General features: G+C 62.0%; 23 protein-coding genes. 15 read left to right on the top strand and 8 right to left on the bottom strand.

Translation table 11 applies throughout. The features are described from left to right. The first annotated feature begins 1 nt into the window (after position 1). The 5 genes from NG900_RS06375 (at position 2) to NG900_RS06355 (ending at position 4639) form a co-directional block, all read left to right on the top strand. Positions 2–1213 (top strand): thiolase family protein, encoded by a 1212-nt coding sequence (locus tag NG900_RS06375; protein WP_252678097.1) that lies wholly within the window; start codon positions 2–4, stop codon positions 1211–1213. Positions 1214–1231: 18 nt separating this feature from the next. Next, on the top strand, positions 1232–1651 hold the full coding sequence (locus tag NG900_RS06370) for a Zn-ribbon domain-containing OB-fold protein (protein WP_252678095.1): 420 nt from the start codon (positions 1232–1234) through the stop codon (positions 1649–1651). A 97-nt stretch (positions 1652–1748) separates the two neighbouring features. Then, the gene (locus NG900_RS06365) at positions 1749–2984 is read left to right on the top strand and encodes a CaiB/BaiF CoA transferase family protein (protein ID WP_252678466.1); all 1236 of its coding nucleotides are present in this window, start codon (positions 1749–1751) and stop codon (positions 2982–2984) included. Next, entirely contained in the window at positions 2974–4140 is a 1167-nt protein-coding gene (locus NG900_RS06360; protein WP_315862367.1) for a CaiB/BaiF CoA transferase family protein, read from the top strand. The genes NG900_RS06365 and NG900_RS06360 overlap by 11 nt, the downstream gene beginning before the upstream one ends. A 43-nt stretch (positions 4141–4183) precedes the next feature. Continuing rightward, positions 4184–4639, top strand: coding sequence for a nuclear transport factor 2 family protein (locus NG900_RS06355; RefSeq protein WP_252678085.1), 456 nt, complete (start codon positions 4184–4186; stop codon positions 4637–4639). Between the two features lie 169 nt (positions 4640–4808). Here NG900_RS06355 and NG900_RS06350 read toward each other — a convergent pair whose 3' ends face one another. The 4 genes from NG900_RS06350 to NG900_RS06335 all read right to left on the bottom strand — a co-directional run bounded on the left by NG900_RS06350 (position 4809) and on the right by NG900_RS06335 (position 10883). Then, a complete protein-coding gene (locus NG900_RS06350) occupies positions 4809–6440 on the bottom strand; it encodes a GMC family oxidoreductase (RefSeq protein WP_289813707.1) in 1632 nt (543 codons plus the stop codon). A gap of 84 nt (positions 6441–6524) precedes the next feature. Continuing rightward, on the bottom strand, positions 6525–8024 hold the full coding sequence (locus tag NG900_RS06345; protein WP_252678081.1) for an aldehyde dehydrogenase family protein: 1500 nt from the start codon (positions 8022–8024) through the stop codon (positions 6525–6527). 237 nt (positions 8025–8261) lie between these two features. Further along, positions 8262–9512 (bottom strand): MFS transporter, encoded by a 1251-nt coding sequence (locus NG900_RS06340; RefSeq protein WP_252678079.1) that lies wholly within the window; start codon positions 9510–9512, stop codon positions 8262–8264. 33 nt (positions 9513–9545) lie between these two features. Continuing rightward, positions 9546–10883, bottom strand: a complete 1338-nt coding sequence (locus NG900_RS06335; RefSeq protein WP_252678077.1) for an ABC transporter substrate-binding protein — start codon at positions 10881–10883, stop codon at positions 9546–9548. Positions 10884–11191: 308 nt separating this feature from the next. Between NG900_RS06335 and NG900_RS06330 the strand changes: the two genes are divergently transcribed. Genes NG900_RS06330 through NG900_RS06305 form a run of 6 tightly spaced genes read left to right on the top strand, consistent with a single transcriptional unit; the run spans position 11192 to position 16576 of the window. Then, entirely contained in the window at positions 11192–12397 is a 1206-nt protein-coding gene (locus tag NG900_RS06330) for an ABC transporter substrate-binding protein (protein WP_252678075.1), read from the top strand. 22 nt (positions 12398–12419) lie between these two features. Continuing rightward, entirely contained in the window at positions 12420–13301 is an 882-nt protein-coding gene (locus NG900_RS06325; protein WP_252678073.1) for a branched-chain amino acid ABC transporter permease, read from the top strand. Positions 13302–13303: 2 nt separating this feature from the next. Next, positions 13304–14308 (top strand): branched-chain amino acid ABC transporter permease, encoded by a 1005-nt coding sequence (locus NG900_RS06320; protein ID WP_252678072.1) that lies wholly within the window; start codon positions 13304–13306, stop codon positions 14306–14308. Next, positions 14305–15063 carry an ABC transporter ATP-binding protein gene (locus tag NG900_RS06315; protein ID WP_252678070.1) on the top strand — a complete coding sequence of 253 codons (759 nt, stop codon included), beginning with the start codon at positions 14305–14307 and terminating at the stop codon, positions 15061–15063. The genes NG900_RS06320 and NG900_RS06315 overlap by 4 nt, the downstream gene beginning before the upstream one ends. Beyond that, positions 15050–15754: an ABC transporter ATP-binding protein gene (locus NG900_RS06310; RefSeq protein ID WP_252678062.1), complete on the top strand. Its 705-nt coding sequence runs from the start codon at positions 15050–15052 to the stop codon at positions 15752–15754. Before NG900_RS06315 ends, NG900_RS06310 begins: the two co-directional genes overlap by 14 nt. A gap of 39 nt (positions 15755–15793) precedes the next feature. Continuing rightward, entirely contained in the window at positions 15794–16576 is a 783-nt protein-coding gene (locus NG900_RS06305) for an SDR family oxidoreductase (RefSeq protein WP_252678060.1), read from the top strand. Positions 16577–16649: 73 nt separating this feature from the next. Here NG900_RS06305 and NG900_RS06300 read toward each other — a convergent pair whose 3' ends face one another. Further along, entirely contained in the window at positions 16650–17546 is an 897-nt protein-coding gene (locus NG900_RS06300) for a LysR family transcriptional regulator (protein ID WP_252678058.1), read from the bottom strand. A gap of 211 nt (positions 17547–17757) precedes the next feature. On the opposite strand from NG900_RS06300, the gene NG900_RS06295 reads away from it, so the two are divergent. The 4 genes from NG900_RS06295 to NG900_RS06280 all read left to right on the top strand — a co-directional run bounded on the left by NG900_RS06295 (position 17758) and on the right by NG900_RS06280 (position 23570). Further along, positions 17758–18690, top strand: coding sequence for an alpha/beta hydrolase (locus tag NG900_RS06295; protein ID WP_252678056.1), 933 nt, complete (start codon positions 17758–17760; stop codon positions 18688–18690). Between the two features lie 455 nt (positions 18691–19145). Continuing rightward, complete coding sequence (locus NG900_RS06290) at positions 19146–20432, top strand: MFS transporter (RefSeq protein ID WP_252678054.1); 1287 nt, start codon at positions 19146–19148, stop codon at positions 20430–20432. A 12-nt stretch (positions 20433–20444) separates the two neighbouring features. Next, positions 20445–22067 carry a GMC family oxidoreductase gene (locus NG900_RS06285; protein WP_252678052.1) on the top strand — a complete coding sequence of 541 codons (1623 nt, stop codon included), beginning with the start codon at positions 20445–20447 and terminating at the stop codon, positions 22065–22067. 24 nt (positions 22068–22091) lie between these two features. Beyond that, complete coding sequence (locus NG900_RS06280) at positions 22092–23570, top strand: aldehyde dehydrogenase (RefSeq protein ID WP_252678050.1); 1479 nt, start codon at positions 22092–22094, stop codon at positions 23568–23570. Positions 23571–23613: 43 nt separating this feature from the next. Here NG900_RS06280 and NG900_RS06275 read toward each other — a convergent pair whose 3' ends face one another. The 3 genes from NG900_RS06275 to NG900_RS06265 form a co-directional block, all read right to left on the bottom strand. Beyond that, a complete protein-coding gene (locus tag NG900_RS06275; protein WP_252678048.1) occupies positions 23614–24393 on the bottom strand; it encodes an IclR family transcriptional regulator in 780 nt (259 codons plus the stop codon). Between the two features lie 50 nt (positions 24394–24443). Further along, the gene (locus NG900_RS06270) at positions 24444–25202 is read right to left on the bottom strand and encodes an IclR family transcriptional regulator (protein WP_252678046.1); all 759 of its coding nucleotides are present in this window, start codon (positions 25200–25202) and stop codon (positions 24444–24446) included. A 300-nt stretch (positions 25203–25502) separates the two neighbouring features. Then, positions 25503–26717 (bottom strand): ABC transporter substrate-binding protein, encoded by a 1215-nt coding sequence (locus tag NG900_RS06265; protein WP_252678044.1) that lies wholly within the window; start codon positions 26715–26717, stop codon positions 25503–25505. Positions 26718–26754 lie beyond the last annotated feature (37 nt).

The raw sequence follows: 26754 nt of genomic DNA, 5'->3' as shown, positions 1-26754 counted from the left end.
CATGTCGCCCAAACCAGTCGCAGCCATCATTGGGATGGGCGACGCGTATGCGTCACTCAAGAACCCCAAAGACCCGTTGCAGCTCGCCGCAGAAGCCACGCGGCTCGCGCTACAGGACGCCGGTATCCGCAAGGACCAGGTCGACGCCGTGTACACGGGCCGCTCGCCCTGGGCGGACAAGCGCTCGCAGTGGAGCAACATCTTCATCTCGCACATGCAGATGCCGGTGAAGCGCACGAGCGAGTTCACCATGCACGGCGCGGGGCTCACCGCCACGCTCACGTGGGCCACCGAGATGATCGCCGCCGGCCAGGCGGAATACGTGCTCTGCCTGCAAAGCGACGCCACGGAACTGTTTGTCGATGCCGTGGCCATGGGCGCGGAAGCCGATGCGGACCCACAGTATGAGATTCCGTATGGGCCCACGATCCCGGCGCTGTACGCGCAGGCCGCGTGCCGCTACTTCCACGAGTTCGGCATCACCGAAAGCGATCTCGCAGACGTGGCGATCGCCAACCAGCGCTGGGGGGTGCATCACCCCCATGCGGCCAAGGCCAAGTATGGCGAGATCGACCGCGAGAAGGTGCTCGCATCGCCGTATGTCGCCTCGCCCTTGCGACGCTGGATGTGTTCCACCTGGGGCGGTGGCACGGGTGGTGCGTTGATCGTCACGTCCCCGGAACGCGCCAAGACCGCACGCAACCCGGTGTATCTGCTGGGGTACGGCTCAGCAACGACGCATGAGTACCTGACCGATCGCATGAACCTGCGTTCGTGCGCCTTCCCCGGGCTCGGTGCGTTGCCCAATCTCACGCACACGGCAACGGCGGAAGCCGCACGCCAAGCGTTCCAGATGGCCGGGCTGGCACCATCCGACGTCGACATGGCGCAGATCTCCGTGAATTTCGCCCACATGGGGCCGATCGTCATGGAAGACCTGGGCTTTGCGAAGAAGGGGCAAGGCATCAACCTGTATCGCGAAGGCCGCACCGGCGTCGACGGCGACCTGCCTACCGACACGAACGGTGGCTGGCTGTCGTTCGGCCAACCCGGCATCTCCTGCAACATGGACAGCATGGTCGAAGCCGTTCGCCAGTTGCGCGGGCAGCCTCTGGGGCTCGCACCCTCGCGCCGGCCCAAGACCGTGCTGGTGCAAGGCGCGGGCGGCATGCTCGCAGCCGGCAGCGTGCTGCTGCTGTCCACCGCCACCTGAATCTCATCGGAGCCTGTCATGAGCCACACACACACGCACGATGGTTGGCCGCAGCCTTACCGGCTGCTCGATGCCCAACCCTATTGGGAAGGACTGGCGGCTGGGCAGTTGAAATTCCAGCGCTGCACTGCCTGTCATCAGGCCGTCTGGCCCGCGCATTCCTTCTGCCCTCATTGCAACGCCGATGCCGACAAGCTGGAGTGGCAGTCCGCAAGCGGGCGCGGATCGCTCTATTCCTACAGCACCGTGTTGCGCGGCCCGACGCCGGCCTTTGCGTCGATTGCGCCCTACACGGTGGGCTTTGTCGAAATGGACGAAGGCTATTACTTCTTCGCCCAAATCGAGGGAGCACCTGAGACGATGAAAGTGGGCAGTCGGGTCGAAGCCCGGATGATCCAGCGAGGCGAGCAAAACTTGCCGGTGTTTGTCCTGGCCTGACACTCACCGATCCAAGAAAACGGAGACTGCTGTGGGGACACCCCCACAGCACTGGCAGCGCGCCATGCGCTACTGGGAAAGACAACAAGGAGTGACCGTGACAGGACCACTGGAAGGCGTCCGCATCCTGGACATGACGTCCAACTTCATGGGGCCCTATGCGTCGCTGCTGCTGGCCGACATGGGCGCCGAGGTCTGCAAGATCGAATCGCCGGAAGGCGACACGACTCGCAAGGTCGGGCCAAGCCGCACGCCGGGCATGGGCGCGATCTTCCTTCACCTCAACCGCAACAAGCGCAGCCTGGTGCTGGACCTCAAGAAGCCCAGCGGTATCAACGCGCTCAGGCAGATGGTGCGCTCGGCCGACGTGCTGCTCTACAGCCTGCGCCCGAAAACGATGGCCAAGCTCGGCCTGAGCTACGAAGACGTACGGCAGCTCAACCCGCGCATTCTCTACTGCGGCGCGTTCGGCTTCGGCCAGAACGGGCCCTACGCAGACCGCCCCGCCTACGATGACCTGATCCAGGCGGCCGTCGGCATGCCGGTGCTGCAAAGCCGCAAATCCGGCCCGCCAGCGTATGTCGCCACCGCCATTGCCGATCGCGTGGTCGGCATGGCCACCAGCAATGCCGTAGCCATGGCGCTCTATCGGCGCGAGAAAACGGGTGTTGGCCAGTCCGTCTCGGTGCCGATGTTTGAAACGTTCGCGCACTTCGTCATGGGCGACCATCTGTACGGCCATACCTTCGTTCCGCCAATTGGCGATTGGGGCTATGCGCGGATGATGACGCCCGAACGGCGCCCCTATCGCACGCTGGACGGCTACGTCGGCGCGCAGGTCTATACCGATCGCCACTGGCAGCGCTTCTTCGAGATCAGCGGGCACGCCGAAATGGCGAGCGACCCGCGTTATGCCGACATCCATGGGCGGACGCGACACATTGGCGAACTCTATGCGTTCCTGGCACGCACGTTCGAAACCAAAACCACCGCCGACTGGGTCAAGCTGCTAGGCGAAGCTGATGTGCCAATCATCGAAATGAATACCCCAGAGCAATTGCTGGAGGACCCACATATGGCTGCGGTGGGATTTTTTTCTAAGCAGGAGCACCCTTCCGAGGGCACGATCCGTACTATCGGCATTGCCCAGCAATGGAGCGAAAGCCCACCCGCCCTGCGCTACCCCGCACCGCGCCTGGGCGAGCATTCAGAGCAACTGCTCACGGAATACGGATTCACCGACGAGGAGGTCCGCTTACTGCTGAGCTCCGGCGGAGCGCAAGCTCTCATGCAGCACGAAATATCGAATTTGGAGGGTGGCAATCATGCGTGACTTGCCTCTCGAAGGCGTTGTCGTAGTCGAACTGAGCGACAGCGCCTCGGCGCCCTTTGCCGGGCAGATTCTCGCGGCACTCGGTGCGCAAGTCTGGAAGGTCGAGCGTCCGACGGGGGATTCGGCACGCGGCTGGGGGCCCAGTAAATGGCGAGGCAGCGGTGCGGCGTACCACGCGCTGAATCGCGGCAAGCGGGCTATCTGTCTCGACATCAAGGAGGCTGGCGATCTGGCGACGCTGCATCGGCTCATCGCGGAGCATGCCGACGTCTTCATCCACAACCTGCGGCCCGGCACGAGCGCGAAGTACGGTCTCGACCCCGACAACCTGCGCGTCACCAAGCCTGAACTCATCTGCTGCGAGGTCGGCGCCTACGGCCACGTGGGCCCGCTCAACACGGAGCCCGGTTACGATCCGCTCATGCAGGCCTTCTCGGGCATCATGAGCCTCACCGGAGAGGAAGGCCAATCGCCTGTGCGCGCTGGGGTCTCCATCGTCGACTTCGGCACCGGTATGTGGGCAGTCATCGGCATCCTTTCGGCGCTCTACCGCCGACAGTTGAAGCACACTGGGTCGACGGTCAACAGCTCATTGCTGGAGACGGCGATGGCCTGGATGTCTATTGGCATCGCCAACTACAACGCTGATGGCGAGCCGGGCGGTCGGCATGGCTCCGGTGTGGCCTTCATCGTGCCTCACCGCGCATTTGCCACGGCAGACGGCCATTTGATCGTCAGCTGCGCGAACGACCCGCTGTTTGCCAAGCTCTGCGACGTTCTCGGCCACCCAGAATGGGCGACGGATGCGCGGTTCGCCACGAACGCCGGCCGCCTGCAACACCGAGCGCTGCTCGAGGGACTCATTGGAGAACGACTGGCCGGGCGCCCACGCGCGCACTGGCAAGAACAACTGAGCGCTGCCGGCCTACCCTGTGCCCCCATACAGACGACGGAAGAAGCGGTCAAGCACGAGCAAACGCGTGCGCTGGGCATCCTTGGCAAACCTGCAGACGATGAAATCGAGTTGGTTGGCCTGCCCCTGTCTTTCAACGGCAAACGCCCGCCACCGCTGTCGTCGGCGCACGATATTGGCGCAGATAACCCCGCGCTCGACAAGCTTCTGGCAGCGCAGCAGCTTAGCCCAAGGCGGGCGTAGTCCCACGACATCTTGCCCGACGTTCTATCCGGAGACATGCAATATGGCAAACAACGCCATCAGCTTCGAAGAGAAGCTTCAGAAAGTGATTGATATCGAGGAAATCAGGACGCTGATGTCGAAGTACTGTCACGGAATCGACAAGAAGGATGAGGCAACCTTCATGAGCATCTGGGCCGATGATGGTGTGTATGAATTACCCCGTGGTCAGACGTCTGGTATCGAAGGCATCCGGCAGCTCGTCCACAAGGTGTGGAGAGAGGTGCCGAAATGCCATCACCACATCACCAATCCGCTGATTGATGTCGATGGCGACCAGGCGAGTGCCAAGACAGACGTCATCTACTATCGACAAACGGACGATGGCGTCCTACAGCTGCTTTCCGGCACCTACGCATTTGAGTACGTAAAGCGATCCGGCGTTTGGAAGACAAAGCGCCTGAAGTTCACAAGCTTTGAAACCATCAGCCCGGTGTTCAAGGAAAACATCCAAGGGTGATATCCCGTCTTCACGAGGGTAAGAGCTTGCGTGCCGTCCAAGATCGCCTATTGGCAATAGTTCGGACGGCGCCGGTCACGTTGACTTTCGCCCTAGTTAATCGCCCTACCGACGGCCTCGTCAACGCGTCGACCAGACCTGGACGATTGGGCGAACCCGCTGCGTGCACTTATGGCTGAGCGGCATCCTGGAGAATCATGTCCGCCGCTTTCTCGCCGATCATGATCGCCGATGCATTGGTCGGGCCAGAGATCGGTGCCGGCATGACCGACGCGTCCGCCACACGCAACCCTGTGACACCCCGGACGCGCAATCGCGCGTCGACGACGGCCATCGGATCGCTGTCCGGGCCCATCCGTGCAGTGCCATTGTGGTGATACACGGTGCCGCCTCGCTGCCGCGCGAAATCGAGTATCTCGTCGTCGGTGCGAACATCATTTCCTGGGAACACCTCGTCGACGTAGTGCTCTGCAAACGGGCGCGCCTGGAGCACCGCACGCGCCATCTTGACGACGGCAACGATCGCGCGTTGATCCGATTCGGTCGCCAGGTAGTTCGGCTGGATCACGGGGTCAATGTCGATGTTCTTCGATTGCGCCTTCACATAGCCCCGGCTTTCCGGGCGTTGCTTGTGCCCGCCGAGCGTCATGCCCGGATAGTGGTCAAGCAAGCCGGGCAACCCTTCCTGATAGCTGCCTGGCGTGAACGATACCTGCAGGTCCGGCGTGGGCAGTGACGCATCCGAACGGAAGAAGAAGCGCATCGGCACGGGGCCCATGCTGAGAATGCTCGGCCGCCCCGCAAAATACTTGGTGATCTCCCACAAGAGCGGCAACCCGCGGCCGCGCTCGTTAATCGTCGTAACGCTCTTGACCTTCGCAGCAACACGCAAGTTGTAGTGATCGCACAGGTTCGCACCGACGCCAGGGAGGTTCGCGATGACGTCCACGCCGATGGCCTGCAAATGCTCACCCGGACCAATGCCGGAAATCTGCAGCAGGCGGGGCGTGTTCAGCGCGCCCGCCGACACGATCACTTCGTGCCGCGCCCGGACTTCGCGCTCCGGCGCGCCAGTACCACCCGCGCGATAGCGCACACCGACCGCACGCCGGCCCTCCAGCAACACACAGATCGCGGGGCTATCGGTACGTACGTTAACGCGCCCGCTCTTCACGGCCGGCCGCAGATACGCCTGCGCGGCGCTCATGCGCCGCATGATGTGACCACGCGAGTCGATCGTGAACTGCCAAGGGCCGACACCGTCCTGCGTCTCGGCGTTATGGTCCGGAACATGCGGATAGCCTAGGCTCTTGACCGCTTCGATGAACAGGTCGCACAGCGGGCTGGAGTGCACCGGGTCGGTGACCGGGAGCGGGCCGCCACGGCCCCGATACCGGTCGTCGCCGACCCCGATGCGTGTCTCGGCCTTCTTGAAATATGGCAGCACCTCCTCATAGCGCCAGCCTGGATTGCCCCGTTCGGCCCAGCCGTCGAAATCGGCTTGCTGGCCGCGGTTGTAGACCATCCCATTGATCGATCCCGATCCGCCGAGCACCCTGCCTTGCGTAAGCGTCAGTTTGCGATTGCCGGTCGCGGGATTCGGCTCGCTCTTGAAATCCCAGATCAGCCTGGGGTTGAAGATGTTCTTGATGTAGCCCGCGGGAATATGGATGTACGGACTGCTGTCTTTCGGGCCTGCCTCAAGCACGCACACCGAGTGGCCAGCCTCCGCCAGCCGCATGGCCACTGCACAGCCAGCGCTCCCGGCGCCGACGATCACATAGTCAAACGTATCACTCATGGTTATCGCATCCGCATAGGGAGATCGAGATTCGAAAGCTCGACGTGCGTGGTACGCAGGTCGGGCCGTCACTTGCGAATGGGCTCAGCCATCGAGGTTAAAACTGATCGTCTTGAGTTCTGTAAATGCCTCGATCGTCGGCCAGCCGCCTTCGCGGCCCACTCCTGAGCGCTTGATACCACCCATCGGAGCATTCGGAATGCTCGCGTAGCCATTCACGCCGATCGAGCCGCTGCGAATCGCGCGCGCAACACGGAATGCGCGATTGACGTTGCCCGTGTACACACAGCCCGCCAGGCCATAGTCGCTTTCGTTGGCAAGGCGGATGGCTTCCTCTTCTGCATCGAACGGAATCACAGACAGCACGGGCCCGAAGATTTCCTCGCGCGCGATGGTCATGTCGTTGCGCACGTTTGCAAACAGCACCGGATCAATCCAGTTGCCATTGGCAAGGTCACCGCCCGGCGTTGCACCGCCAAACATCAGCTCCGCGCCCTCGCGCCTGCCAGTGTCGATGTACCCGAGAATCTTGTCTTTCTGCCGCTTCGAAATGATCGGCGCGGACGTCGTCGCCGGATCAAACGGATCGCCAAAGCGCACCGTTTTGACCTGTTCTGCTGCGTGATGCAGGAATTCGTCCATGACGGACCGATGCACAATCGCCCGCGTGGGCGTCGAACACACCTGCCCCGACAGAAACGTCGAGCACAGGCCCATCAGCCGAGTCGCTGCTGTCGCTACGCTGCTTGCATCCGGGAATACGATCGCCGCGCTTTTCCCGCCCAGTTCAAGCGACAGGCGTTTCATGCTCGACGCGCTCGCCATTGTGATCTTCTCACCAACAACGGGGCTACCGGTGAATGTGACCTTGTCGATGCCCGCATGCGAAGACAGCGCTGCGCCGGCTGCCGAACCGCCCGTGACGACGTTGAAGACACCGGGAGGCAGATCGCTTTCCGCGATAATTTCCGCGAGCTTCAGTACCGCCAGATTCGTGTATTCGGAGGGCTTGACAACCACCGTGCAGCCGCACGCGAGTGCGGGAGCTACCTTCATCGCGAAGGTCATGACGGGGCCGTTGTATGGAAGGATCGCGGCCACGACGCCGACCGGTTCGCGAAACGTCATGTATTGCGTGTTCGATGCGTCCGAGAACAGCGGATACGTTTCTCCGTTGATCTTGTCGATCCAGCCGAAAAAGTGGTCGAAGATGTCCGCTGCCGCCTTGGGGGAGACGCGAGAATTGCGGCTGAATGAAAATGGGATGCCGTTGTCCAGCGTCTGGAGGCGTGCAATCTCCTCCTCGGCCGCGTAGATCCGCTCCACAATCGGCTGTAGCATTCTCTTGCGATCCTGCGCACGCATGCGCGGCCAGGGCCCCTCGTCAAAAGCACGCCGAGCGGCAGCCACGGCTAGGTCGACACCGCGCACGCCAGCCTCTGCGAGGCTCGTCATGACCTCGTTGGTTGAAGGATGGATCTGATCAAAGCGCTCGCCGTCCCAGTCTCGCCATTGGCCGTCAATGAACAGGCGGCCAGGACGAATATCGAGGGCATCGCGGATGGGAATCAAGCTAATCGGCATGCTGTTCTCTCTTCGACTTTGTCACTGCAGATGTTCAGAGGGACAGTGCGAGAAGGTCAATGCCTTAGCAACCGAGATTCCGTACATCGAATCGTGGTGTGCCGATTCTGATGTGCGGGCCACCTCTGCGACATTAATTAATGAGCCGCAGCGGCGAGGCCTACTCGATCCATACAGGCGCGGACTACGGTTGGCAGCCAGGAGTGAGCCTCTGTGTCCCTCGCATTTCCGCGGTGCTCAACGTTGCTCTCGATCTTCAAATGCGATTGCCCAGCGGTCACGCATCCACCAGCCCAGCCCGAACGTCATTACGGCCAAGGCCATCAGGGCAGGACGTACGCCGACGTGATCGGCAAGCGCGCCGAATACCGCCGCACCGAATGCTCCTCCGCCCATGGCAGCCATGAAGAAGATCGCCATCCCGCGTGCGCGGAGCCGGTCTGGCAGGGCCAGTTGCGCACCGGTGTTCAGTGAGTTGCCGACGGCGAGCCAGGCTGCCCCGGCGACGAAAAGCATGGGGGCGGCAGACCAAGCTCGCGACGCAAGGGCAACGCCAGCCATCGCAGCCCCGAGAACGAACGGTCCTGTCGTGACCACCCAGTGCGACCCCATGCGTGCTCGCACACGCGGCAACACCATCACCACAGTCATGGCACCAGCGCCGATGCATGCCAGCAGCGTGGTGTAGACGGTCGCGTTGCCAATGCCGTACGCCCGCGCCAGCGATGGCAGCAGTGCCATCAACGCCGTTACTGTCATGAAGAGCACCCAAATACGCACGATTGCGGCCCGTAGCCGGTGGCTACGCCAAGCGAAACGCAGACCTGCACGAATCGCCCGAGTCAAAGGCACACGGCGGCGACGTAGTGGTGCATCGTATCGCCATCGCCAGATCGCCAGTGCAGATGCCAGCGATAGCAGCGCTCCAAAGAAGAACACCGAGGCACCACCCCATATCGCCAGAAAGACACCGGCGATCAGCGGCCCGGCCACGCGCCCACCATGCACCGCAAGCCCATGCAAGGCCATCGCCTGCGGCAATTGGGGCCGCGACACGACTTCCGGCACCAAGGCGGAGAACGCTGGCCAGCGCAACGCTGCCCCTACGCCACTGGCGAACACCAGCGCCAGGAGCAAAGGCGTGGTCAAGACACCCGTCACAGCTGCAAATGCCAGTGCGGTGGTCGTAGCGACCGTCCATAAGAGCGTGAAGAGAAACCACCGCCGTCGATCCAGCAAGTCGGCAAGCGCTCCACCTGGGAGCGCCAGCAGAAACGCAGGAAGTGCGGTCGCCGTCTGCACCAGGGCCACCTGGGCTTTGCTCTCTGTCAGTGTGGTCATTAACCACGCCGCGGCAACGTCGCTCATCCACGTGCACACGTTGCCAGCCACCCAGACCGACCAGAGCACAGAGAACCGCCGGTTGCGCAGCGGGCTCCATGCTGTGATCGCCACGACGTCCGTCGGCTCCCGTGGCGGCCCCGTCATACGGCGTCCAGCAGAGTCGTCAAGGTCATGTGCCTATTCAGGCTGTCTGGATTTGCGGATTTCGGCTTCCGTTGGTCGGACCATACTGCCCGGAATGACATCTGTCACCGCCATGATCGGATGCCCTTGCTCCTTGCCGCGTTCGAGGCGGCCGAAGAAGACCGGTGCATCGGCTGCGTGGTCGAGCTTGCCGAAACGAAGCTTGCCCCGCATCGTGTTGAACTCTCCCCCCTCAACCGCGCGGATGACGGCATCAGCATCGGTCGACTTGGCGGTGTTCACAGCCTGGGCCCAGGTCATCACGCAGTCGTAGGCCAATGTGCTCCAGTCAGACGGAGGAAAGCCGTTCTTGGCTTTGAACTGATCGACGTATGCCTTTGCCTGCGGACCGGATTTCAGCAGATAGTCCGCCGGGGCCCGTTGCACGCCGTTGCCACCAATGGCAGCAGAGTCACCCAACGTTTTCAGGACCGATTCGTCGTAGATGCCGAAGAACTTGCTATTGATCTGCTTGAAGAAGCCCAGCGCCGTGGCCTGCTTGGAGAAGGTCACCAGATCGGTACCGTACAGAATGGTGAACACGTAGTCAGGCTTGGCCGCCAGGATCTTGTTGATGCTGGCCGTGTAATCAATGGCACCGAGTTTCGGAAACTCTTCGATCACGATCTCCGCCTGCGGATTGAGCTCCTTCAAGAACGCCTTGAACCGGGCTTCGTTCGTGCGTGCGCCGCTGTAGTCGGCTGCGAGTAGCGCATAGCGTTTATACGGTTGCTTGGCCAATTGCATGGCCGCCCCGCGCATTTCGGTGTAAGCATTGGGCGTGACTGAGAACACGTACGGCTGGAAGTCCTTCATCGTGATGTCCTCCGACCCCGATGCCGACACGCACATTGGCACCTTCAGCTTTGCCGACACCATCTTGGTTACGCCCAGCGTGCTGCCGGAAGCCTGCGGCGCCATCAGAAAGACGGCTCCATCACGCACCATGGTCGTGGACTGCGTAATCGCGCGCTGGGCATTGCTGCCGTTGTCCTGGTAATCAAAGGTGACAGGGCGCCCGAGCACGCCACCGCCCTTGTTCAAGGCATCCACTGCGAATTGGATGCCGAGCAAGGTGTCCTTGCCCACCTCGGCCACTGGCCCTGACAGGTCCAGGGAACCCACCATTTTGATGGGGGTACCCGTTTGCGCGCTGCATAGCGCAGAACTAGCAGCAACCAACGCCGCGAACATCGCCTTTTTCATGTCGTGTCTCCTTCCTTCATTTTTCTGTTGCTGTCGCAATTCCGCGCGCAGAACGCGCCCGCCATGCCCGAACCGGATGTCGCAGCGCAGGCCGTTCGACCTTGCGAGGCGCTCGGACAGATTCATTGCCGGTCATCGGCGTGTCAATTTCCGCTCCGGCCCTGTTCCGTACTGTGAACAGCCGCAGTAGCGAGGCCCAGCGTGCCTTCTTGCGCATTGCTTAGCAGGCGTTTCCAAGGTACGGAACGGCTTGGATATGTCCATTGCCGCGCCCAGGGAGGCTTCATAACCTTGGATGCAACAAATAAAGGAGACACGGCGTCCTGCCAGGGCAGCATTCGCTCGAACCCGAGTGGTCGCCCCAGGCGATGCCGAGCGCCACGCCAATCGAGCAAGCGCGAGCTCCTCCACCAAGAAACCACAGGAGACTCAGCATGAAAACCATCGCCGCAGGCGCGCTGCTTGCGCTATGCCCGATGCTTGCCCTCGCGCAGGCAAGCCAGCCCATCAAGGTTGTCGGTTCGCTCGACCTGAGCGGGCCCGCCGCCAACTTGGGCGCCGACTCACTCGGAGGCTTCAAGTTCGCTATCGACGCGCTCAACAAAAAGGGGGGCGTGCTTGGACGACAGATCCTTTTCGACTATCAGGACAACGGTACGAACCCTCAGCGCGCTGTCAATCAGGCGAGCGCACTGGCGCAGCAAGGCGCGGATGTTCTCCTGTCTCCGATGACGTCCGGCGCCACGCTTGCGGTCACTAAAGCCGTCTCGGGCAAGCTCAAGATGCCGATGTGCGTGTCGACCGCTGCGGCCGAAGAAATCACCATGAAGGACTATCAGCCTTACATGTTCTCGGTAGCGCCGACGACATACATGCTGATGCGAGCGGTCACCACGCGATTGGCCAAGCAGCCCTACAAGCGTTACGCGCTGATGGTCCCCGATTACGCCGGCGGCCGGGCGTCTGCCATGCGCTTCAAGGAGTTCATGAAAGAGCTCAACCCGCAAGCGCAGATCGTGGTTGAGGAGTACCCCAAGCTGGGCGCCACCGACTACACCGCCAGCATCAATAAGATCCTGGCGGCAAAACCTGACTATGTCTGGTCGCAAGTCTTCTCGGGTGATCTTCTGACGTTTTCTAAGCAGGCGACAGCGCTGGGCTTCTTCAAGCAGATCAACAACCGCTTCATGACCGTGATGGACGCCAACACACTGAAGATGCTCGGGGACAACGCGCCGCTGGGCATCGAAGGTTTCCAATACGCGCCGTTCAACTACCTCGGCAAATCTGGCGAGGGCAAGGACTTCGTCACGCAATACAAAGCGCAGACCGGCAGTTACCCGTCGGACTGGGCATTCGCCGCCTATGACTGCATAACGACCTGGGCACGTGCTGTCACCTTGGCAAAGACTACCGACACAGATGCCGTGCTGCGCGCCATTGAAGACAACGAATTTGCAACGCTGCGAGGCCCGCTGCGCTTCGGCAAATTCGACCATGAAGCCGGCGTACCGGTGTACTTCGGCAAGATCATAGCGGGCAAGGAGTATGGGCAACCTGTCCTCGACATCGACGAAGTGGTTCCGGCAAGCATGACACGCCCATCGCGGGCGACCGTCGAAAAAGCGCGCAAAGAGTAAGCGTGCATCAACGGAGACAGACATGAATTGGGATTTGCTGTGGGCCCAGGTGCTGGCAGGTATCGCCAACGGCGGCCTGTACTTCCTGGTGGCGTCGGGCCTTACGCTGCTATGGGGCGCACTCGGCGTCGTGAACCTTGCACACGGGTCGTTTTTTATGCTGGCGGCGTTTGGCGCAGCGGCATGCATTCAAAAATGGGGGCCAGGGGCCGGCCTCCTTGCCGCGTGTTTGATCGTTCCGGCAGTCGTTGCGGCGCTTGGCGCCACGCTGGAGGTGTCCTTCTTCCGGCGCGTCTATCGCTCCGGCATGTGGGGCCAGCTGCTGGTGTCGTTCGGCCTGCTGCTGGTGCTGAACAATGTCACGCGCTTGGTGTTTGGTGCCCAACCGCTTTCCATGGCGCCGCCGCCTCAGCTCTCGGGTTTTGTCGAGCTTGGTCCGCTCAAGCTCGCAAGCTATCAACTCGTCGTGCTGGCGCTCACGGCCGCCGTGGCTATCTACCTGTGGGCCCTGCTCACGCGCAGCCGCACTGGCCGCCTGATCCGGGCAGCGGTCGATGATCCGCAGATGCTGGAAGCCGTCGGTGTGGACGTCCTGCGTCTGCGTACGACCGTGATGGCCATTGCCGCCATGCTGGCCGGCGTGGCCGGTGCGATCGCCGTCCCGCGGGGGGCGATCAACACCGGGATGGACGTGCAGATCGTGCTCATTGCATTCGCCGTGGTCGTGGTGGGTGGGCTCGGCTCGGTCTGGGGGGGCCTTGCCGCGGCCATGCTGATCGGCGTTGCCGAAACCGTATCGACCCTCGTCATCGACCAGGGCAGCGAAATCATCATCTTCGCCGTCATGGTCATCGTTCTGCTGTTCAAGCCAACCGGCTTTCGCACGATTGTCGGCAGGGAGTAGCGATGTTCCAATTCGACGCAAAACGAGTGGGTGCCCTGCTGGCAGTGGGCATCGCATTCTGTGTTCTGCCGTTTGTTCTTCCGGCAACCATGCTGCCTGAGATCACCCGGCTCGCAGTGCTGGCTGGCGCGGCCATCACCCTTAACCTGCTGGTGGGGGCTACCGGGCTCATCTCCATGGGCCAGGGCCTGTTCTTCGGCCTCGGTGCCTATGCGGTTGCCATTGGCACGATCAAGCATGGGCTCCGCTATGAGTACGCAGCGCTGATCGGGCTCGCGCTGTCCGTACCGCTTTCGCTTGTAGCCGCTGTGATCTCGTTGCGGGCGAAGCACCTCTTCTTCGGGTTGCTGACACTGGCGATTGGTCAGGTCGCATTCGTGCTAGTTGCCCGTAGCTACGAGCTGACCGGCGGTGACGATGGGCTGGTGGGCGTGACGATTCCATCCTGGCTGGAATCCGACATGGCGCGGCATCTGTTTGCCGTGGGCGTGCTGGTCGCGGTAGGCCTGTTCCTGTTGCGACTGCTGGCCTCCCCTTTCGGCACCATGCTGGCGGCCGTGCGAGACAACTCCGACCGCATCGCTTCGCTGGGTGGCAATCCGAAACGGTACGAGATCATGGCGATGGTGATTGCGGGCGTACTGGGCACGATCTTCGGCATCGTTTCCGCCACGACGGAGGGCAACGTCGATCCCCACCTGTTCTCGTGGATGACCAGCGCCATGCTGCTCATGATGGTGGCGCTGGGTGGTCGCTCGATCTTCCTCGGTCCCATCCTGGGAACCGTGGTCCTGGAACTGTCGCGGGTGTATGTCCAGATGCACTCGGAAAACTCAGACCTGGTTGTGGGCGTGCTCGTCATCGTCTGTGCGTTGCTGTTCCCCGAAGGGTTGGGCACGCCGCTGGTGGCTTACATCGGCAAGCGTCTTGCACGGCGCGGCACTAAAGGCCACACCGCTGCACTGGCACCACTTGACACGAAGAACACCATGGGAGGCCATCGATGACTGCCAGCCTGCAACCGGTGCTCAGCGCATCGAATGTGTCTAAGTCCTTTGGTGACTTCACCGCCGTGGGCGGCGTCTCGCTCGAAGTCAATCCGGGCGAGATTGTCGCCATCATCGGCCCCAACGGGGCCGGCAAGAGCACGTTCTTCGATCTGCTGACGGGACGCAAGATCCCCGATGGCGGTGAGGTGCGCCTGTTTGGTGAGCCCGTCACCTGCATGCCGCCCTGGCAGCGCGTCAAACGGGGGCTGGGCCGATCCTTCCAGGTCAGCAGCGTATTCCGCTCCTCGACGGTACTGGAGAATGTGCAGATCGGATTGATGTTGGCGCAGGGGCACTCATGGAACATGTTCAAACGCGCCTCGGTCCTGCTCAAGGCGGAAGCCGAGTCGATCCTGGACAAGGTCGGCCTTGGGGCCAAGCGTCACGTCTACGCCGGGGATCTCTCTTACGGAGATCAGCGCACGCTGGAACTTGCGGTTGCCCTGTCGACCAAGCCGCGCGTGCTGCTGCTCGATGAGCCGACCGCCGGCATGGGCCGCGAGGAGTCGCGCGAGTGCCTTGGGTTGATCCGTTCGATTGCTGCCAGCGAGCAGCTTCCCATCGTCTTTGTCGAACATGACATGGACATCGTGTTTTCCTTTGCTACGCGTGTTGTCGTGCTGGCCGCAGGCAAGGTCCTAATCGACGCCCCGCCGCAAGCCGTGCGGGCGGACTCTCGCGTGAAGGAGGTTTATTTTGGTGAAGACATCTGACGAGGTGCTACGCGTTGAGGCCATGGACGCTGGCTACGGTCACGTCAGGGTCCTGCGCAACGCCAATGTCTCCGTGCGCGCCGGCGAAGTCGTTGGGTTGGTGGGCCGCAACGGTGCGGGCAAGACAACGTTCATCAACGCGGTGGCCGGGCTGGTCACGGCCAGCAGCGGGGCCATCACTGTCAATGGGCAGAACCTGCGTGGCGTGCCGGCCAACAAGCGCGTTGCTGCCGGGGTTGCCATTGTGCCGAGCGGTGGCCGGCTGTTCCGCTCGCTCACCGTCGAGGAAAACCTGACGATCGGCGTCGCGCGCCCCTCGGCGCAGCAGCTCGAGACCGTGTACGGACTGTTTCCTGAAATGACGGCACTGCGCACCCGCTACGCGGGCAAGCTGTCGGGCGGTGAGCGCCAGATGGTGGCTATCAGCCGCGCCCTGCTGCTGCAACCTCAGCTGCTGTTGCTGGACGAACCCAGTGAAGGCCTAGCACCCATCGTGGTACTGCGCCTGGCAGAGGCGATCAAGTCCTTGTGCGCCAGCGGCATGGGCATCCTGCTCGCGGAGCAGAACATCAAGTTCACGGACCTGATCTGCCATCGCTGGTATGCCATCGACAAGGGTGACATCTCTACCGTCGAGCAGGTCGTCGCACGTGACGCGCTTCAGGATACGTCGGTGGCAGCAGCACACTAGATCTAGACCATTCGTGGAGACGAAGGCCAGGAGCAACGCATGGATATGAGACTCGCAGGCCAGCGCGTACTGGTCACCGGAGCGTCACAAGGTATCGGCGAAGGCCTTTCGAGATCTTTTGCCCGTGAAGGCTGCCATCTGTCGCTGGTTGCCCGGTCAGCGGAAAAGCTTCATGCGCTTGCTGAGGAACTTCGATCCTCGCACAACGTGGAGGTCGATGTACTTGCACTGGACATGACCCGGCCCGGCGCGATTGCCGACATCGTTGCATGGGCGGGTCATGCCGACATTCTCGTGAACAACGCCGGTGCCATTCCGGGCGGCACGCTGTGGGACGTTGACGAAGATGCGTGGCGCAAGGGCTGGGAGCTGAAGGTGTTCGGCTACATCAACCTGACGCGCTCCATGTATTTGGAAATGAAGACGCGCGGACGCGGCGTCATTCTGAATAACATCGGAAACGGCGGCCAGAACTTCGATTTCAACTACATCGCCGGGACGACGGGCAACGCCGCATTGATGGCGTTCACCTGCGCCCTGGGCGGCCGCAGCCTCGACGACGGCATTCGCGTGGTGGGCGTCAACCCAGGGCCTGTCGCCACCGAACGCATCGCCAAGGTACTCAAGAGCCATGCGGCCCACCTGCTCGGCGATGAAGCGCGTTGCGCCGAACTACTGGCTCGGTATCCGCTGGGCCGCCCCGCCACCGTCGAGGAGGTCGCAGATCTGTTCGTCTATCTGGCTTCCCCGCGCTCGAACTACACCACAGGCACGATCGTGACGGTCGATGGTGGCATCACGTCGAAGCGATCCGTTTCTTGATCGGGGCTTCTTGCAGCGCGGTCGAATACGTAAATGCCATCTCGGCCTCTCCAAGGCCTGGCAACACGATGGATCAATCAATGCGCCAGCGAAGTGCATCGACCAGCAGCGAAAATGCAGGGGAAGCGTGACGGCGTCGCGGGTAGTAGAGGTAGTAGGGCTCGAAGGTCTTGCGCCAACCCGACAGCACTTCGGTCAACTGCCCCGAGGACAGATGATCACGAACATAGGCATGCGGTAGATAAGCCAAGCCGAGTCCGCTCAGCGCCGCATCGCGTGCAGACGCGATGCTGTTGCTGACCAGTTGGCCATCCACTTTGATGCGTTGCTCCTTCCCTGCTTTTGTGAACACCCATGCGAAGTGCTCGCCATGTGTCGGCAGACGGAGATTGATGCACAGATGTTCGGTCAAGTCGCTCGGGCGCTTCGGTATCGGTTTCCGGATGAAATAGGCCGGTGCTCCGACTACCGACATAGGATGGGCAGAGCTGATCTGTACAGCGACCATGTCCTTCGCCACCAATCCGCCCCGACGCACGCCCGCATCGTAGCGGCCACTAATGATATCGGTCAGCCCATAGTCGATATGGAGTTCAACGCGGATGTCCGGATAGGTCGGCAGGAATCGCGTGATTGCAGGCTGCAGTACCTGCTGTACCGCATATTCATCGGCGTTGAGTCGAATCGTCCCGGCTGGCTTGTCGCGCAGTTGGGTGATCTCCTCCAGACCCGAGTCGATTTCCCCCATGGCAGGGCCGATCAACTCGAGCAGCCGCTCACCTGCCGGCGTCACCGAAACGCTGCGCGTGGTGCGCGCGAACAGCTGCAGGCCCAGCCGCGTTTCAAGCCCCCGGATGACTTGGCTGAGTGCCGACTGGGATATGCCCAGGCGTGCAGCAGCGCGGGTAAAGCTGCTTTCCTCGGCGACAAGCAGGAATGCCGTGAGATCTTTGAGGTTGCTGCCGTTCATTCAGAAGCCTGACTAATAACTGCATCCAATTTTTTCGAGATTATCACCGAGTTCGTCCAAGCATAAACTTGTTCGTACAAAAAGCCACGGCGTAGTCTCCATGAAGCCTGTCGAAGTCGACGCGCTCTTCGAGAAACGCCTCCGAATCTATCCATGGCCGCACCGCCTGAAAGGCAAGGCATCCGGCTAGCGCAAATGACAGGACATCACCATGAAAACCGTAACATTCAAGAACCGCACGTGGGATATGGTTGCTGACCTTCGCTTCCCGAGGGACTTCGACGAGAAGAAGACCTATCCCGCGATCGTCTGCGGCCATCCCATCAGTAGCTGCAAGGAGCAGACGTCGGGCGCCATCTATGGGGAGAAACTCGCCGAGCAGGGTTTCATCACACTGGCCTTCGACGCGTCTACCCAAGGCGCGAGCGGCGGCGAGCCACGCTTCAGTGAGGACCCTGCAACGCGGGTGGAAGACTACCGCTGCGCGGTGGACTACCTTGTCACACTCCCCTACGTGGACGAGAACCGCATCGGCGTATTGGGCATTTGCGGCGGCGGCGGATACGCAGTCAACGCCGCGATGACCGAGCGTCGCTTCAAAGCGGTGGGAACAGTGGTTGCCGCCAATTACGGCCGGCTGATGCGCGAGGGCGACATGACGCCCGATGCAGCGCTGAAGACGCTGGATGCCATTGCCCAGCAGCGCACGGCAGAAGCGAGGGGCGCCGAGCCGATGCTGACGACCTACATTCCAAACTCGCAACAGGAGCGCGAACAGGCAGGCCTGAGCAATGTGGACATCGTCGAGGCAGTCGACTATTACAAGACGCCGCGCGGCCAGCAGCCGGGCTCGCCCAACAAACTGCGATTTTCGAGCCTCGCGCCGGCGGTCGGCTGGGATGCCTTCTTCCTGGCCGAGCACCTGCTGACACAGCCCCTGCACATTGTCATCGGCGGTGGGGAGCCGGGGGCATTCGGTTCTTATCGGGACGGTTTCGAACTGTTCAGCCGCGCCCGATCGAGCCAAAAGACGCTTCAGGTCGTAGACGGTGCCACCCACTACGACCTTTACGACAAGCCCGAGCCCACCAGCCAGGCGTTGGCCCAACTGGTGCCGTTCTTCCGTAAGCATCTCAACATGTAAGGCTGCGCCTTCTTCCCGGCTCGCACCTGTCGGATTCGACCCAATCGAATTACTGCTTCGTAAACGCTCAATTGGTTTGCCACGAGCATGCTCGTACGCTGTCTATTACGAGCCGGAGCCTGTTCGAATCCGGCGGGCGACCTGCCGCAGGGGCTCGTCGATCACCCGATCAGGCGGCAGCGTTGAACGCCCTCTTCCTGGACGCCATACGGCTCATCCGCATAGGTGGTCCGCACCATGCTCGCGGTGCGTACCCTCATTCCATGCACCCGGTACGTACTCGCGCGAGATACGCCAACCACATAGGACCGCACCCAACACACTTCAAGAAAAACCGGGCACTCCATTCGCCCACTGAGCAACCGCGGTCTGGCGAGCAGGATCGTCATGCCCGTGAAAGCCAGCAAGGTCTGCTTGGCGACAACGCAGATACAAAACAAAAGTAAGGAGACAACGTGAGTCGAACAACAGCGCCGGTCCGAAGCAGCCTTTGGGTCGTCATCCTATGCTTCCTGACACTCGTAGCCGATGGCTACGATCTCATCGTTTACGGTGCAACCATCCCACATTTGATGGAGGAACCCGGCTGGAACCTGAGCCCCGCCACCGCCGGCATGATCGGGAGCTGGACGCTGGTTGGCCTGATGGTTGGGCTGGTGGTGGCAGGTCCGCTCACCGACCGAATTGGCCGGCGCAAGCTGCTTATGACCGGGGTCCTGTGGTTTTCCATCGGTTCAATCGTCTGCGCGCTTGCGACGTCCCCGACGTTCCTGGGAGCCGCCCGCTTCCTCACCGGGATCGGTATGGGCGGGGTCGTTCCATCCGCCGTCGCGCTGTCGGTGGAGTACGCGCCCAAGAATCGACGCCAGCTGTATAACGCGCTCACACTGACCGGCTACTCGGTGGGTGGCGTCGTCTGCGCGCTGCTCGCAATCGAGTTGCTTCATCAGCATGGCTGGCGCATGTTGTACGCCCTCGGTGCGTTCTACGCGCTGATCCTGCCGGTGATGTACGTCTTCCTTCCCGAGTCGGTCGATTTTCTGGTGAGCCGCGACCGCATCGACGAGGCTCGCAAGCTTGCTGCCCGATACGCACTCGATCTCGACCAAATCCTACAAGACAAGAACGCCCAGCGCTCGCCGCACGATATAGCGCATGCGGCAAGCGGTTATCGATTGGTACTCTCTCGGGAGTTCCGCACCACCATATTGCTACTGGCGGTCATGGCCTTCTGCGTCCAGTTGATCATCTACGGGCTCAACGCGTGGCTACCGCAGTTAATGCGTGCTGCCGGCTACCCTCTCGGTTCGTCACTGCAATTTCTGCTGGTGATGCAACTCGGTGCTGTCGTTGGCATGCTCAGCGGCGCGTGGATGGCCGATCGTCTGGGCTCACGACACGTGATGCTCCCATTCCTCCTCATTGGCGGACTATCGCTGATTGCGCTGAGCCAAAAGCTCGATTCCGCATGGCTGATGCTTGCCGTGTTTGGCGCGGGGTTAGGGTCGATCGGCACCAGCAGCCTGATCTACGGTCATATCGCCGCACACTTCCCGACTGCGTGCAGAGGGTCGGCGCTCGGCGGCGCGCAGGCCATCGGGCGTTTCGGCTCGATTCTGGGACCGATGATCGGCGGCTGGATCGTCGGCTCCAATCTTGGGCTGCACTGGAACTTCTACGCGTTTGCGATTCCCGCCATCATCGCGGCGACGATTGTTCCGCTGATTCCACAATCCCGATAAGAGACGCGTTCAATGGAAATCTACGACTACATCGTGGTCGGCGCGGGGTCTGCGGGGTGTGTGGTGGCCAGCCGCCTGTCAGAGGATCCCGGCGTTCGCGTTCTGCTCGTTGAAGCCGGCCCGGACATGAATCACCTCTGGGTGCGCATGCCCGCCGGTGCCGGCAAGTTGTTCATGAACAAGCAGTTCAACTGGGCCTTCGATACCGAGCCCGTGCCCACGCTTGGCGGACGTACCGTGTACTGGCCACGCGGCAAAGGCCTGGGCGGCAGCAGTTCGATCAACGGCATGATCTACATGCGAGGCCAGCCGAGCGATTTCGACCAGTGGGCCGCACTCGGCAACGACGGATGGAGTTGGGCCGATGTGCTGCCCTATTTCATCCGGTCCGAAGCGAACCAGCGCGGCGCAAGCGAGTATCACGGTGGTCAGGGTCCACTGCACGTGAGCGACGCTGCGGTGACCCACCCAACCGCCGACGACTTCATTGCCGCCGCGCAACAGGTCGGCATTCAGCGCAGCGCGGACCTAAACGGCCCTCCACACGAAGGCGTTGCCTATCGGCAATACACGATCCGGAACGGGCGCCGCCATACGTCGTACAACGCGTTTATTGAGCCGGTGCGCCATCGTCGCAACCTGACCGTGCGCACTGGTGTGCGTGTGACCCGCGTGCTGCTGGAATCCGGCCAGGCCACCGGCATCGAGGTAATCGACCAAGGCGAGCGGCGACAGATCGCTGCGGCACGTGAAGTGATCCTGTCGGGTGGCGCGCTCGCCTCGCCGCATCTGTTGATGTTGTCGGGCATCGGTGACGGCGCGGCCCTGCACCACCATGGAATCGCGGCAACAATCGAATCCCCTGGTGTGGGCCGCGACCTGCAGGATCACTGGTTCGGCTCGCTCGCGTGGCGTGTCACGCCGGAAAGCTCGTACAACCACCGGCTGCGCGGCCTACACAAATATCTGGAAGGCATACGCTACCTGCTCACAGGCAGCGGCTACCTCGCGCTCGGCGCAGCGCCCGTAACAGCCTATGCCCGCAGCGAAGCCGGGCGTCCAGAAGCGGACTTGCAACTGACGGTGAGCCCGATGACGTTCAAGTTCAACGCATCCGGTAATCCGGTCGTCGACGACTTTCCGGCCGTCAGCGGGTCGATGGTGCTGCTGACACCCGATTCTCGCGGTCATCTGGCGCTGAAGTCGCCCGACCCACTCCAGGCTCCCGCATTTCATCCGAACTACTTGAGCGATCCGGGCGACATCCGGCGCTCGATCGCAGGCTTGAGGTTGATGCGGCGTATCGCTGAAGCTGCGCCGCTTTCGTCGCGGATCGTCAACGAGCTGGTACCTGGCGTGTCAGTTACGACTAACGAACAGTTACTCGAACATCTCAAGAAGAACGGCAACAGCGGATGGCATCAGGTCGGCACGTGCCGGATGGGCGTCGACGGGCAAGCCGTTGTCGACCCGAGGCTGCGGGTACGCGGCGTTAGCCGGCTGCGCGTCATCGACGCGTCCATCATGCCCAGGATTGTTGCCGGAAACACCAACGCGGCCTGCATCATGATCGGCGAGAAAGGCGCTGACATGATCCGCGCGGATGCCGCCCCCGCCCGAGCTGTTTCCCGCTGATTCCTCATTCACGGAATGCCTACCATGCACACAACCGATCGGACCATCCCGCTGAATCACCCGGACTGTTTCTACATTGACGGCAAATGGACGCCTGCGTCTTCCACTGAAACGTTTGAGGTACTCGACTGCAGCACCGAGCGCGTCGCAGCCCGCGTTGCACGAGCCGACGCCGCTACCGCCACACGCGCGGTCGACGCCGCACGCCGGGCGTTCGACCACGGACCCTGGCCTCGCATGACACCCGGCGAGCGCGCTGTGTACCTGGAAAAGATCGCGCAGCGCGTGGAGAGCGCAAACGACGAGTTCGCGCGGGGGTGGAGCATCGAATCAGGCATCCTCCAGCGGATTGCCAAGCCGCGCATCGGCCAGTTTCTTGGCGCAGCATTTCGCCAGTATGCGGGGATGGCTGCCACCTATCCTTTCGTCGAATCGCACCGTTCGGTCACTGGGCACCAGGCCTACTCGGTCAAGGAACCAGTGGGCGTCGTGCTCGCAATCGTGCCGTGGAACGGCCCTGCAGCGCTGCTCGCTTACAAAGTCGCCCCCGCGCTGCTCGCGGGCTGCACGGTCGTCGTCAAGCCATCGCCGGAAGCGCCGACTTCCGCCTATTTGTTCGCGCAGATCTGTGACGAGGTCGGGCTGCCGCCTGGTGTCGTCAACGTCGTAACGGCGGACCGCGACGTTTCCGAAATGCTGGTCCGCAATCCGAACGTGGACAAAATCACATTTACCGGCTCGACCGCTGCCGGCCGCAGTATCAGCGCGGCGGCGGCAGGACGGATCGCCCGCGTCACGCTGGAGCTGGGTGGCAAATCGGCTGCACTCGTTCTAGATGATTACGATATCGGCGCGGCGGCTCAAACGCTCGGCAGTTCGTACTTCAGCTACCTCACCGGTCAGGTCTGTCACAGCCTGACGCGCATCATTGTTCCGCGTGCGAAGCACAACGCGATGGTCGAAGCGTTGAGCGAGGCAGCGCGCAAGATGGTGCTCGGCGATCCGTTCGACGACGATACGACGGTCGGTCCGCTTGCCACGGCGCGCCAGCGCGACACGGTCGAGCAGTATGTCGCCAAAGGCATTGCCGAAGGCGCAACGCTCGCTGCCGGTGGGGCACGCCCGCTTCACTTGTCACGTGGGTTCTATTTCGAGCCGACAGTGTTCGGCAACGTCGATAACCGCTCGACGATTGCGCAGGAAGAGATATTCGGTCCGGTACTGTCCGTGATCGCCGCGGACAGCGAAGCGCATGCCATCGAACTTGCCAACGACTCCATCTTCGGGCTGAATGCTGTGGTGTTCACGCCAGACACCCAGCGTGCGCTGAACGTAGCGCGGCAACTGCGCACCGGTAGCGTCGGCCACAATGCATCACGCACCGACTTCTCGATCGGCTTTGGTGGATTCAAGCAATCCGGTATGGGCCGCGAGGGCGGTGTCGAAGGGCTGAACGCCTTCGTTGAATCAAAAACCATCGTGCTGGACCAACCGCTTGCGTGACATTGTCCGCGTCGAAGCGCCGCGCGCACGTCGGCGCCGAGAGTCAGGGCTCGGCGTCAATGTCCCGCAGCAAGACTGTCAGCTCAGCGGCAGCGTCTTTGAGTGCCGGCACGATGCGGTGCCGCAGCGTGTCCGCATCGGCAGCCACCTCAATCGCGCCGCAGCTCAGCGCCATCAGGACACCCGCCTGCCCAACGCGGATCGGTAGCGCGATGCCATAGGCATTCTGCTGGTATTCACCGATGGCCACGCAGGCCCCAATGTCACGCAGCTCATCTAAGGCCGCTTCAATGCGCCGCTTCAGCACATCGGCCTGTGGGCCAGCGGCCTGAAGGATCGCAACCACGTAATCGCGACGCTCCTCTTCGCGTAGACCAGATAGCCAAGCCCGCCCGATGGCCGTCCTCCCCATCGGCACGAGCGAACCGACGCCCAGCCGCAGCGTCGCAATCCGCACGCTAGACCGATGCCCGATATAAAGCATGTCGAGATGCTCCGGCACCGCGAGCGCAACGGAGACATTCAGCCGATCAGCCAATTGCTGCATCAGGGGATGCGCAAGCCGCGTAATCGGATTCGTCTGCAGATAAGCGTGTCCGATTCCGTACCCGCCTGGAGCAAGCTCGAACTCGGGCCCACCCGCAACGCGGCGCACAAAACCGGTACGGATCAACGTCGTCGTCAATCTCGACACAGTCGCCCGGGACAAGCCCGTGCGCAACGCCAATTCGCCATTGGTCAGCGGGATACGCTCGTTACGGAATGCGCGAAGCACCATCAGTCCGCGCTCCAGCGTCATCGTGACAGCGCCGGCATTGGGCACCGGTGCTCCTGATGGGCGTTGCATCACCATTGCTTCCTGAATAAGGGGATTCAGACTCGCTCTTTGGCCGTCAACCGCTTCTGCAAGGTTTCAGATGCGGCGACCAACTGGGGGCCCAGTTCCGACTCGATACGAAGCTGCGTCATGCGCGAAGTCCGGCCGATACAAGCCAGCACCCACGGCGGCTGCTCAGGAATGCAGACCGGCACAGCGACAGAGGTGATTTCTGGCACCCATTCGCCAAGCGACATGCAGAAACCCAGTTCGCTGATCTGTGCGAGTTTCTCGGCGATCCGCCGTCGCTGCGATGGCCACTCCCGTCCGGCCTTGCGTTCGAAGACGCCTTGCAGATAGCTGCGCTCGCCTTCAGGTAGCGCCGCCATCAGGGCTGCACCGGCAATGGACTGCGCCATGCTTAGTCGCGTGCCAGGCCTCAGGTCGAGCGCCAGCAGCGTCCGGCTGCCGGCGCGACTGCCGAGCACAATCACGTCGAGGCGGTCGCGTGTGCCGAGCATCACGTGGGTATCGCTGGCTTCCGCCAGCTTCTCCATTTCGCCGCCGGCCACCTGCAGCATTTCGCTCTCGGCGATCGCGGCATACCCGAGCGACAACGCTGCCGAGGCAAGGCGGTATTTACGGTGCTGCTCGTCATGACGCAGATAGCCGAGCACCACCAGCGATTGCAGCAAACGCGAGACCGTTGCCATCGGCAAACCGGTTTTCAGGGTGATGTCCTTGTTGCCCAGCCAGGTCTTCTCATCGTCAAAGGCCGAGAGTATGGCCAAGCCGCGCGCCAGCGGGGTGACCATGACATCGCTCTCGGCTCTTTCAGGCGTGACTGGGCGCGGACCGCCCTTGTCGGTCTTGAGCTCCCGATGATGACCCCGTGGTCTCACGCCAAACGGCTGCAACATGACAATTCCCCGACCCTCAACCCTCGCGGTGTCTCAGCCTCGGTTCGGGGCTTTGCTGCCCCAAACAGATGCGCGGACGACACTGCACATTAGCCTTACCAGTGTTAGTCCGATTCTGGCGACTGGAACACCGGCAGGCTATGGGGGTTACCCTGAGGGCGCCTGCCCACTCAGGGGGCCGGGGACGCGCTTGCGCTACTCGCCGCGCCGCGTTTTCTGCACGACAGCCTCGGTCGGCCTCGACACCGTACCCGGGATCGTTTCTTCGATTGCCAGCACCGGCTGGCCGAACGCCTTGTCCTGCTGCACCTTGCCGAAATAGACGGGCACGTCCGCCTGATGGTCGTACTTGGCGAAGCGATATTTGCCGCGCGGCGAACTGAACTCACCCGTCTCGATGGCCTGCATGACGGCTGCGGGCTCGATCGACTTGGCTATATTCGCCGCCTGCGCCCAGGTCGTCACACAGTCGTACGTCATGATGGTCCAGTCAGAGGGATAGGCGCCCGACTTGGCCTTATAGGCATCGACGAACGCCTTTGCATCCGCACTCCCGTGTCCGCTGAACTGATTCGCCGGTGCGCGTTCCCAGCCCTCCGTACCGACCGGTGCGCCACTGCCCATCGCCTTCAGGGTGTTGAAGTCATAGAGCGAGATGAACCGGTTGTTGATCTGCTGGAAGAATCCCAGCGCGCTCGCCTGGCGCGAGAACGTGAGCAAATCCGTGCCAAACAGGATCGAGAAAACATAGTCCGGCTTGGCCGCCAGGATCTTGTTGATCGATGCGGTGTAGTCCGTGGCGCCAAACTTGGGATATTCCTCCACGACAAACTCGACCTGCGGATTGAGCGCTTTCAGGAACTCCTTGAAGCGGTTCACTCCGGCACGTGCGCCCGAATAGTCGGCACTCAGCAGCGCGTAGCGCTTGTAGGGCAGCTTGGCAAAGCGCGCGGCCTGGGCGCGGCCCTCCATGTACGACGTAGGGGTGACCGAGTAGACGTAGGGATTGAAGTCCTTCATCGTCAAGTCATCGGCGATGGAGACCCCCACACAGGTCGGCACTTTCATCTTCGCCGCCACGGCCTTGCTCACGGCCAACGCGCTTGCCGAGGACTGCGGCGCCAGCAGCATTGCCGCGCCCTCCTGCAGCAAGCCCGTCGCCTGACTGATGCCCTTTTGTGGATTACTGGCGCTGTCCCGGTACTCAAGCGCAACCGGGCGCCCCAGCACGCCGCCGCGCTTGTTGATCTGCTCCACGGCAAACTGGGCGCCGGCCAGCGCGTCGGCGCCAACGTCGGCCGCTGCGCCGCTGAGGTCAACGGGCGCCGCAATCTTGATGGGCTGAGGCGCCTGCGCATGGGCTGCAATGCCAATCACCGCCAGGGCGGCGGCTAGCAGGAATGTCTTCATGGTGTCTCCTCCAGTACGGGTTGGTCTTTCTTTTTAT

Origin of the sequence: Ralstonia soli (assembly GCF_023955655.1) — a bacterium.
GTDB classification, from domain to species: Bacteria; Pseudomonadota; Gammaproteobacteria; order Burkholderiales; family Burkholderiaceae; genus Ralstonia; species Ralstonia soli.
This window is presented reverse-complemented; position numbering and strand designations above follow the sequence as displayed.

Coding starts and splice junctions, on each gene's coding strand:
- NG900_RS06285 (WP_252678052.1), top strand. CDS start 20,445: ATGGAAATCTACGACTACATCGTGGTCGGCGCGGGGTCTGCGGGGTGT.
- NG900_RS06265 (WP_252678044.1), bottom strand. CDS start 26,717: ATGAAGACATTCCTGCTAGCCGCCGCCCTGGCGGTGATTGGCATTGCA.
- NG900_RS06300 (WP_252678058.1), bottom strand. CDS start 17,546: ATGAACGGCAGCAACCTCAAAGATCTCACGGCATTCCTGCTTGTCGCC.
- NG900_RS06315 (WP_252678070.1), top strand. CDS start 14,305: ATGACTGCCAGCCTGCAACCGGTGCTCAGCGCATCGAATGTGTCTAAG.
- NG900_RS06270 (WP_252678046.1), bottom strand. CDS start 25,202: ATGGTCACCCCGCTGGCGCGCGGCTTGGCCATACTCTCGGCCTTTGAC.
- NG900_RS06330 (WP_252678075.1), top strand. CDS start 11,192: ATGAAAACCATCGCCGCAGGCGCGCTGCTTGCGCTATGCCCGATGCTT.
- NG900_RS06320 (WP_252678072.1), top strand. CDS start 13,304: ATGTTCCAATTCGACGCAAAACGAGTGGGTGCCCTGCTGGCAGTGGGC.
- NG900_RS06375 (WP_252678097.1), top strand. CDS start 2: ATGTCGCCCAAACCAGTCGCAGCCATCATTGGGATGGGCGACGCGTAT.
- NG900_RS06305 (WP_252678060.1), top strand. CDS start 15,794: ATGGATATGAGACTCGCAGGCCAGCGCGTACTGGTCACCGGAGCGTCA.
- NG900_RS06280 (WP_252678050.1), top strand. CDS start 22,092: ATGCACACAACCGATCGGACCATCCCGCTGAATCACCCGGACTGTTTC.
- NG900_RS06340 (WP_252678079.1), bottom strand. CDS start 9,512: ATGACGGGGCCGCCACGGGAGCCGACGGACGTCGTGGCGATCACAGCA.
- NG900_RS06295 (WP_252678056.1), top strand. CDS start 17,758: ATGAAAACCGTAACATTCAAGAACCGCACGTGGGATATGGTTGCTGAC.
- NG900_RS06325 (WP_252678073.1), top strand. CDS start 12,420: ATGAATTGGGATTTGCTGTGGGCCCAGGTGCTGGCAGGTATCGCCAAC.
- NG900_RS06350 (WP_289813707.1), bottom strand. CDS start 6,440: ATGAGTGATACGTTTGACTATGTGATCGTCGGCGCCGGGAGCGCTGGC.
- NG900_RS06355 (WP_252678085.1), top strand. CDS start 4,184: ATGGCAAACAACGCCATCAGCTTCGAAGAGAAGCTTCAGAAAGTGATT.
- NG900_RS06335 (WP_252678077.1), bottom strand. CDS start 10,883: ATGAATCTGTCCGAGCGCCTCGCAAGGTCGAACGGCCTGCGCTGCGAC.
- NG900_RS06370 (WP_252678095.1), top strand. CDS start 1,232: ATGAGCCACACACACACGCACGATGGTTGGCCGCAGCCTTACCGGCTG.
- NG900_RS06345 (WP_252678081.1), bottom strand. CDS start 8,024: ATGCCGATTAGCTTGATTCCCATCCGCGATGCCCTCGATATTCGTCCT.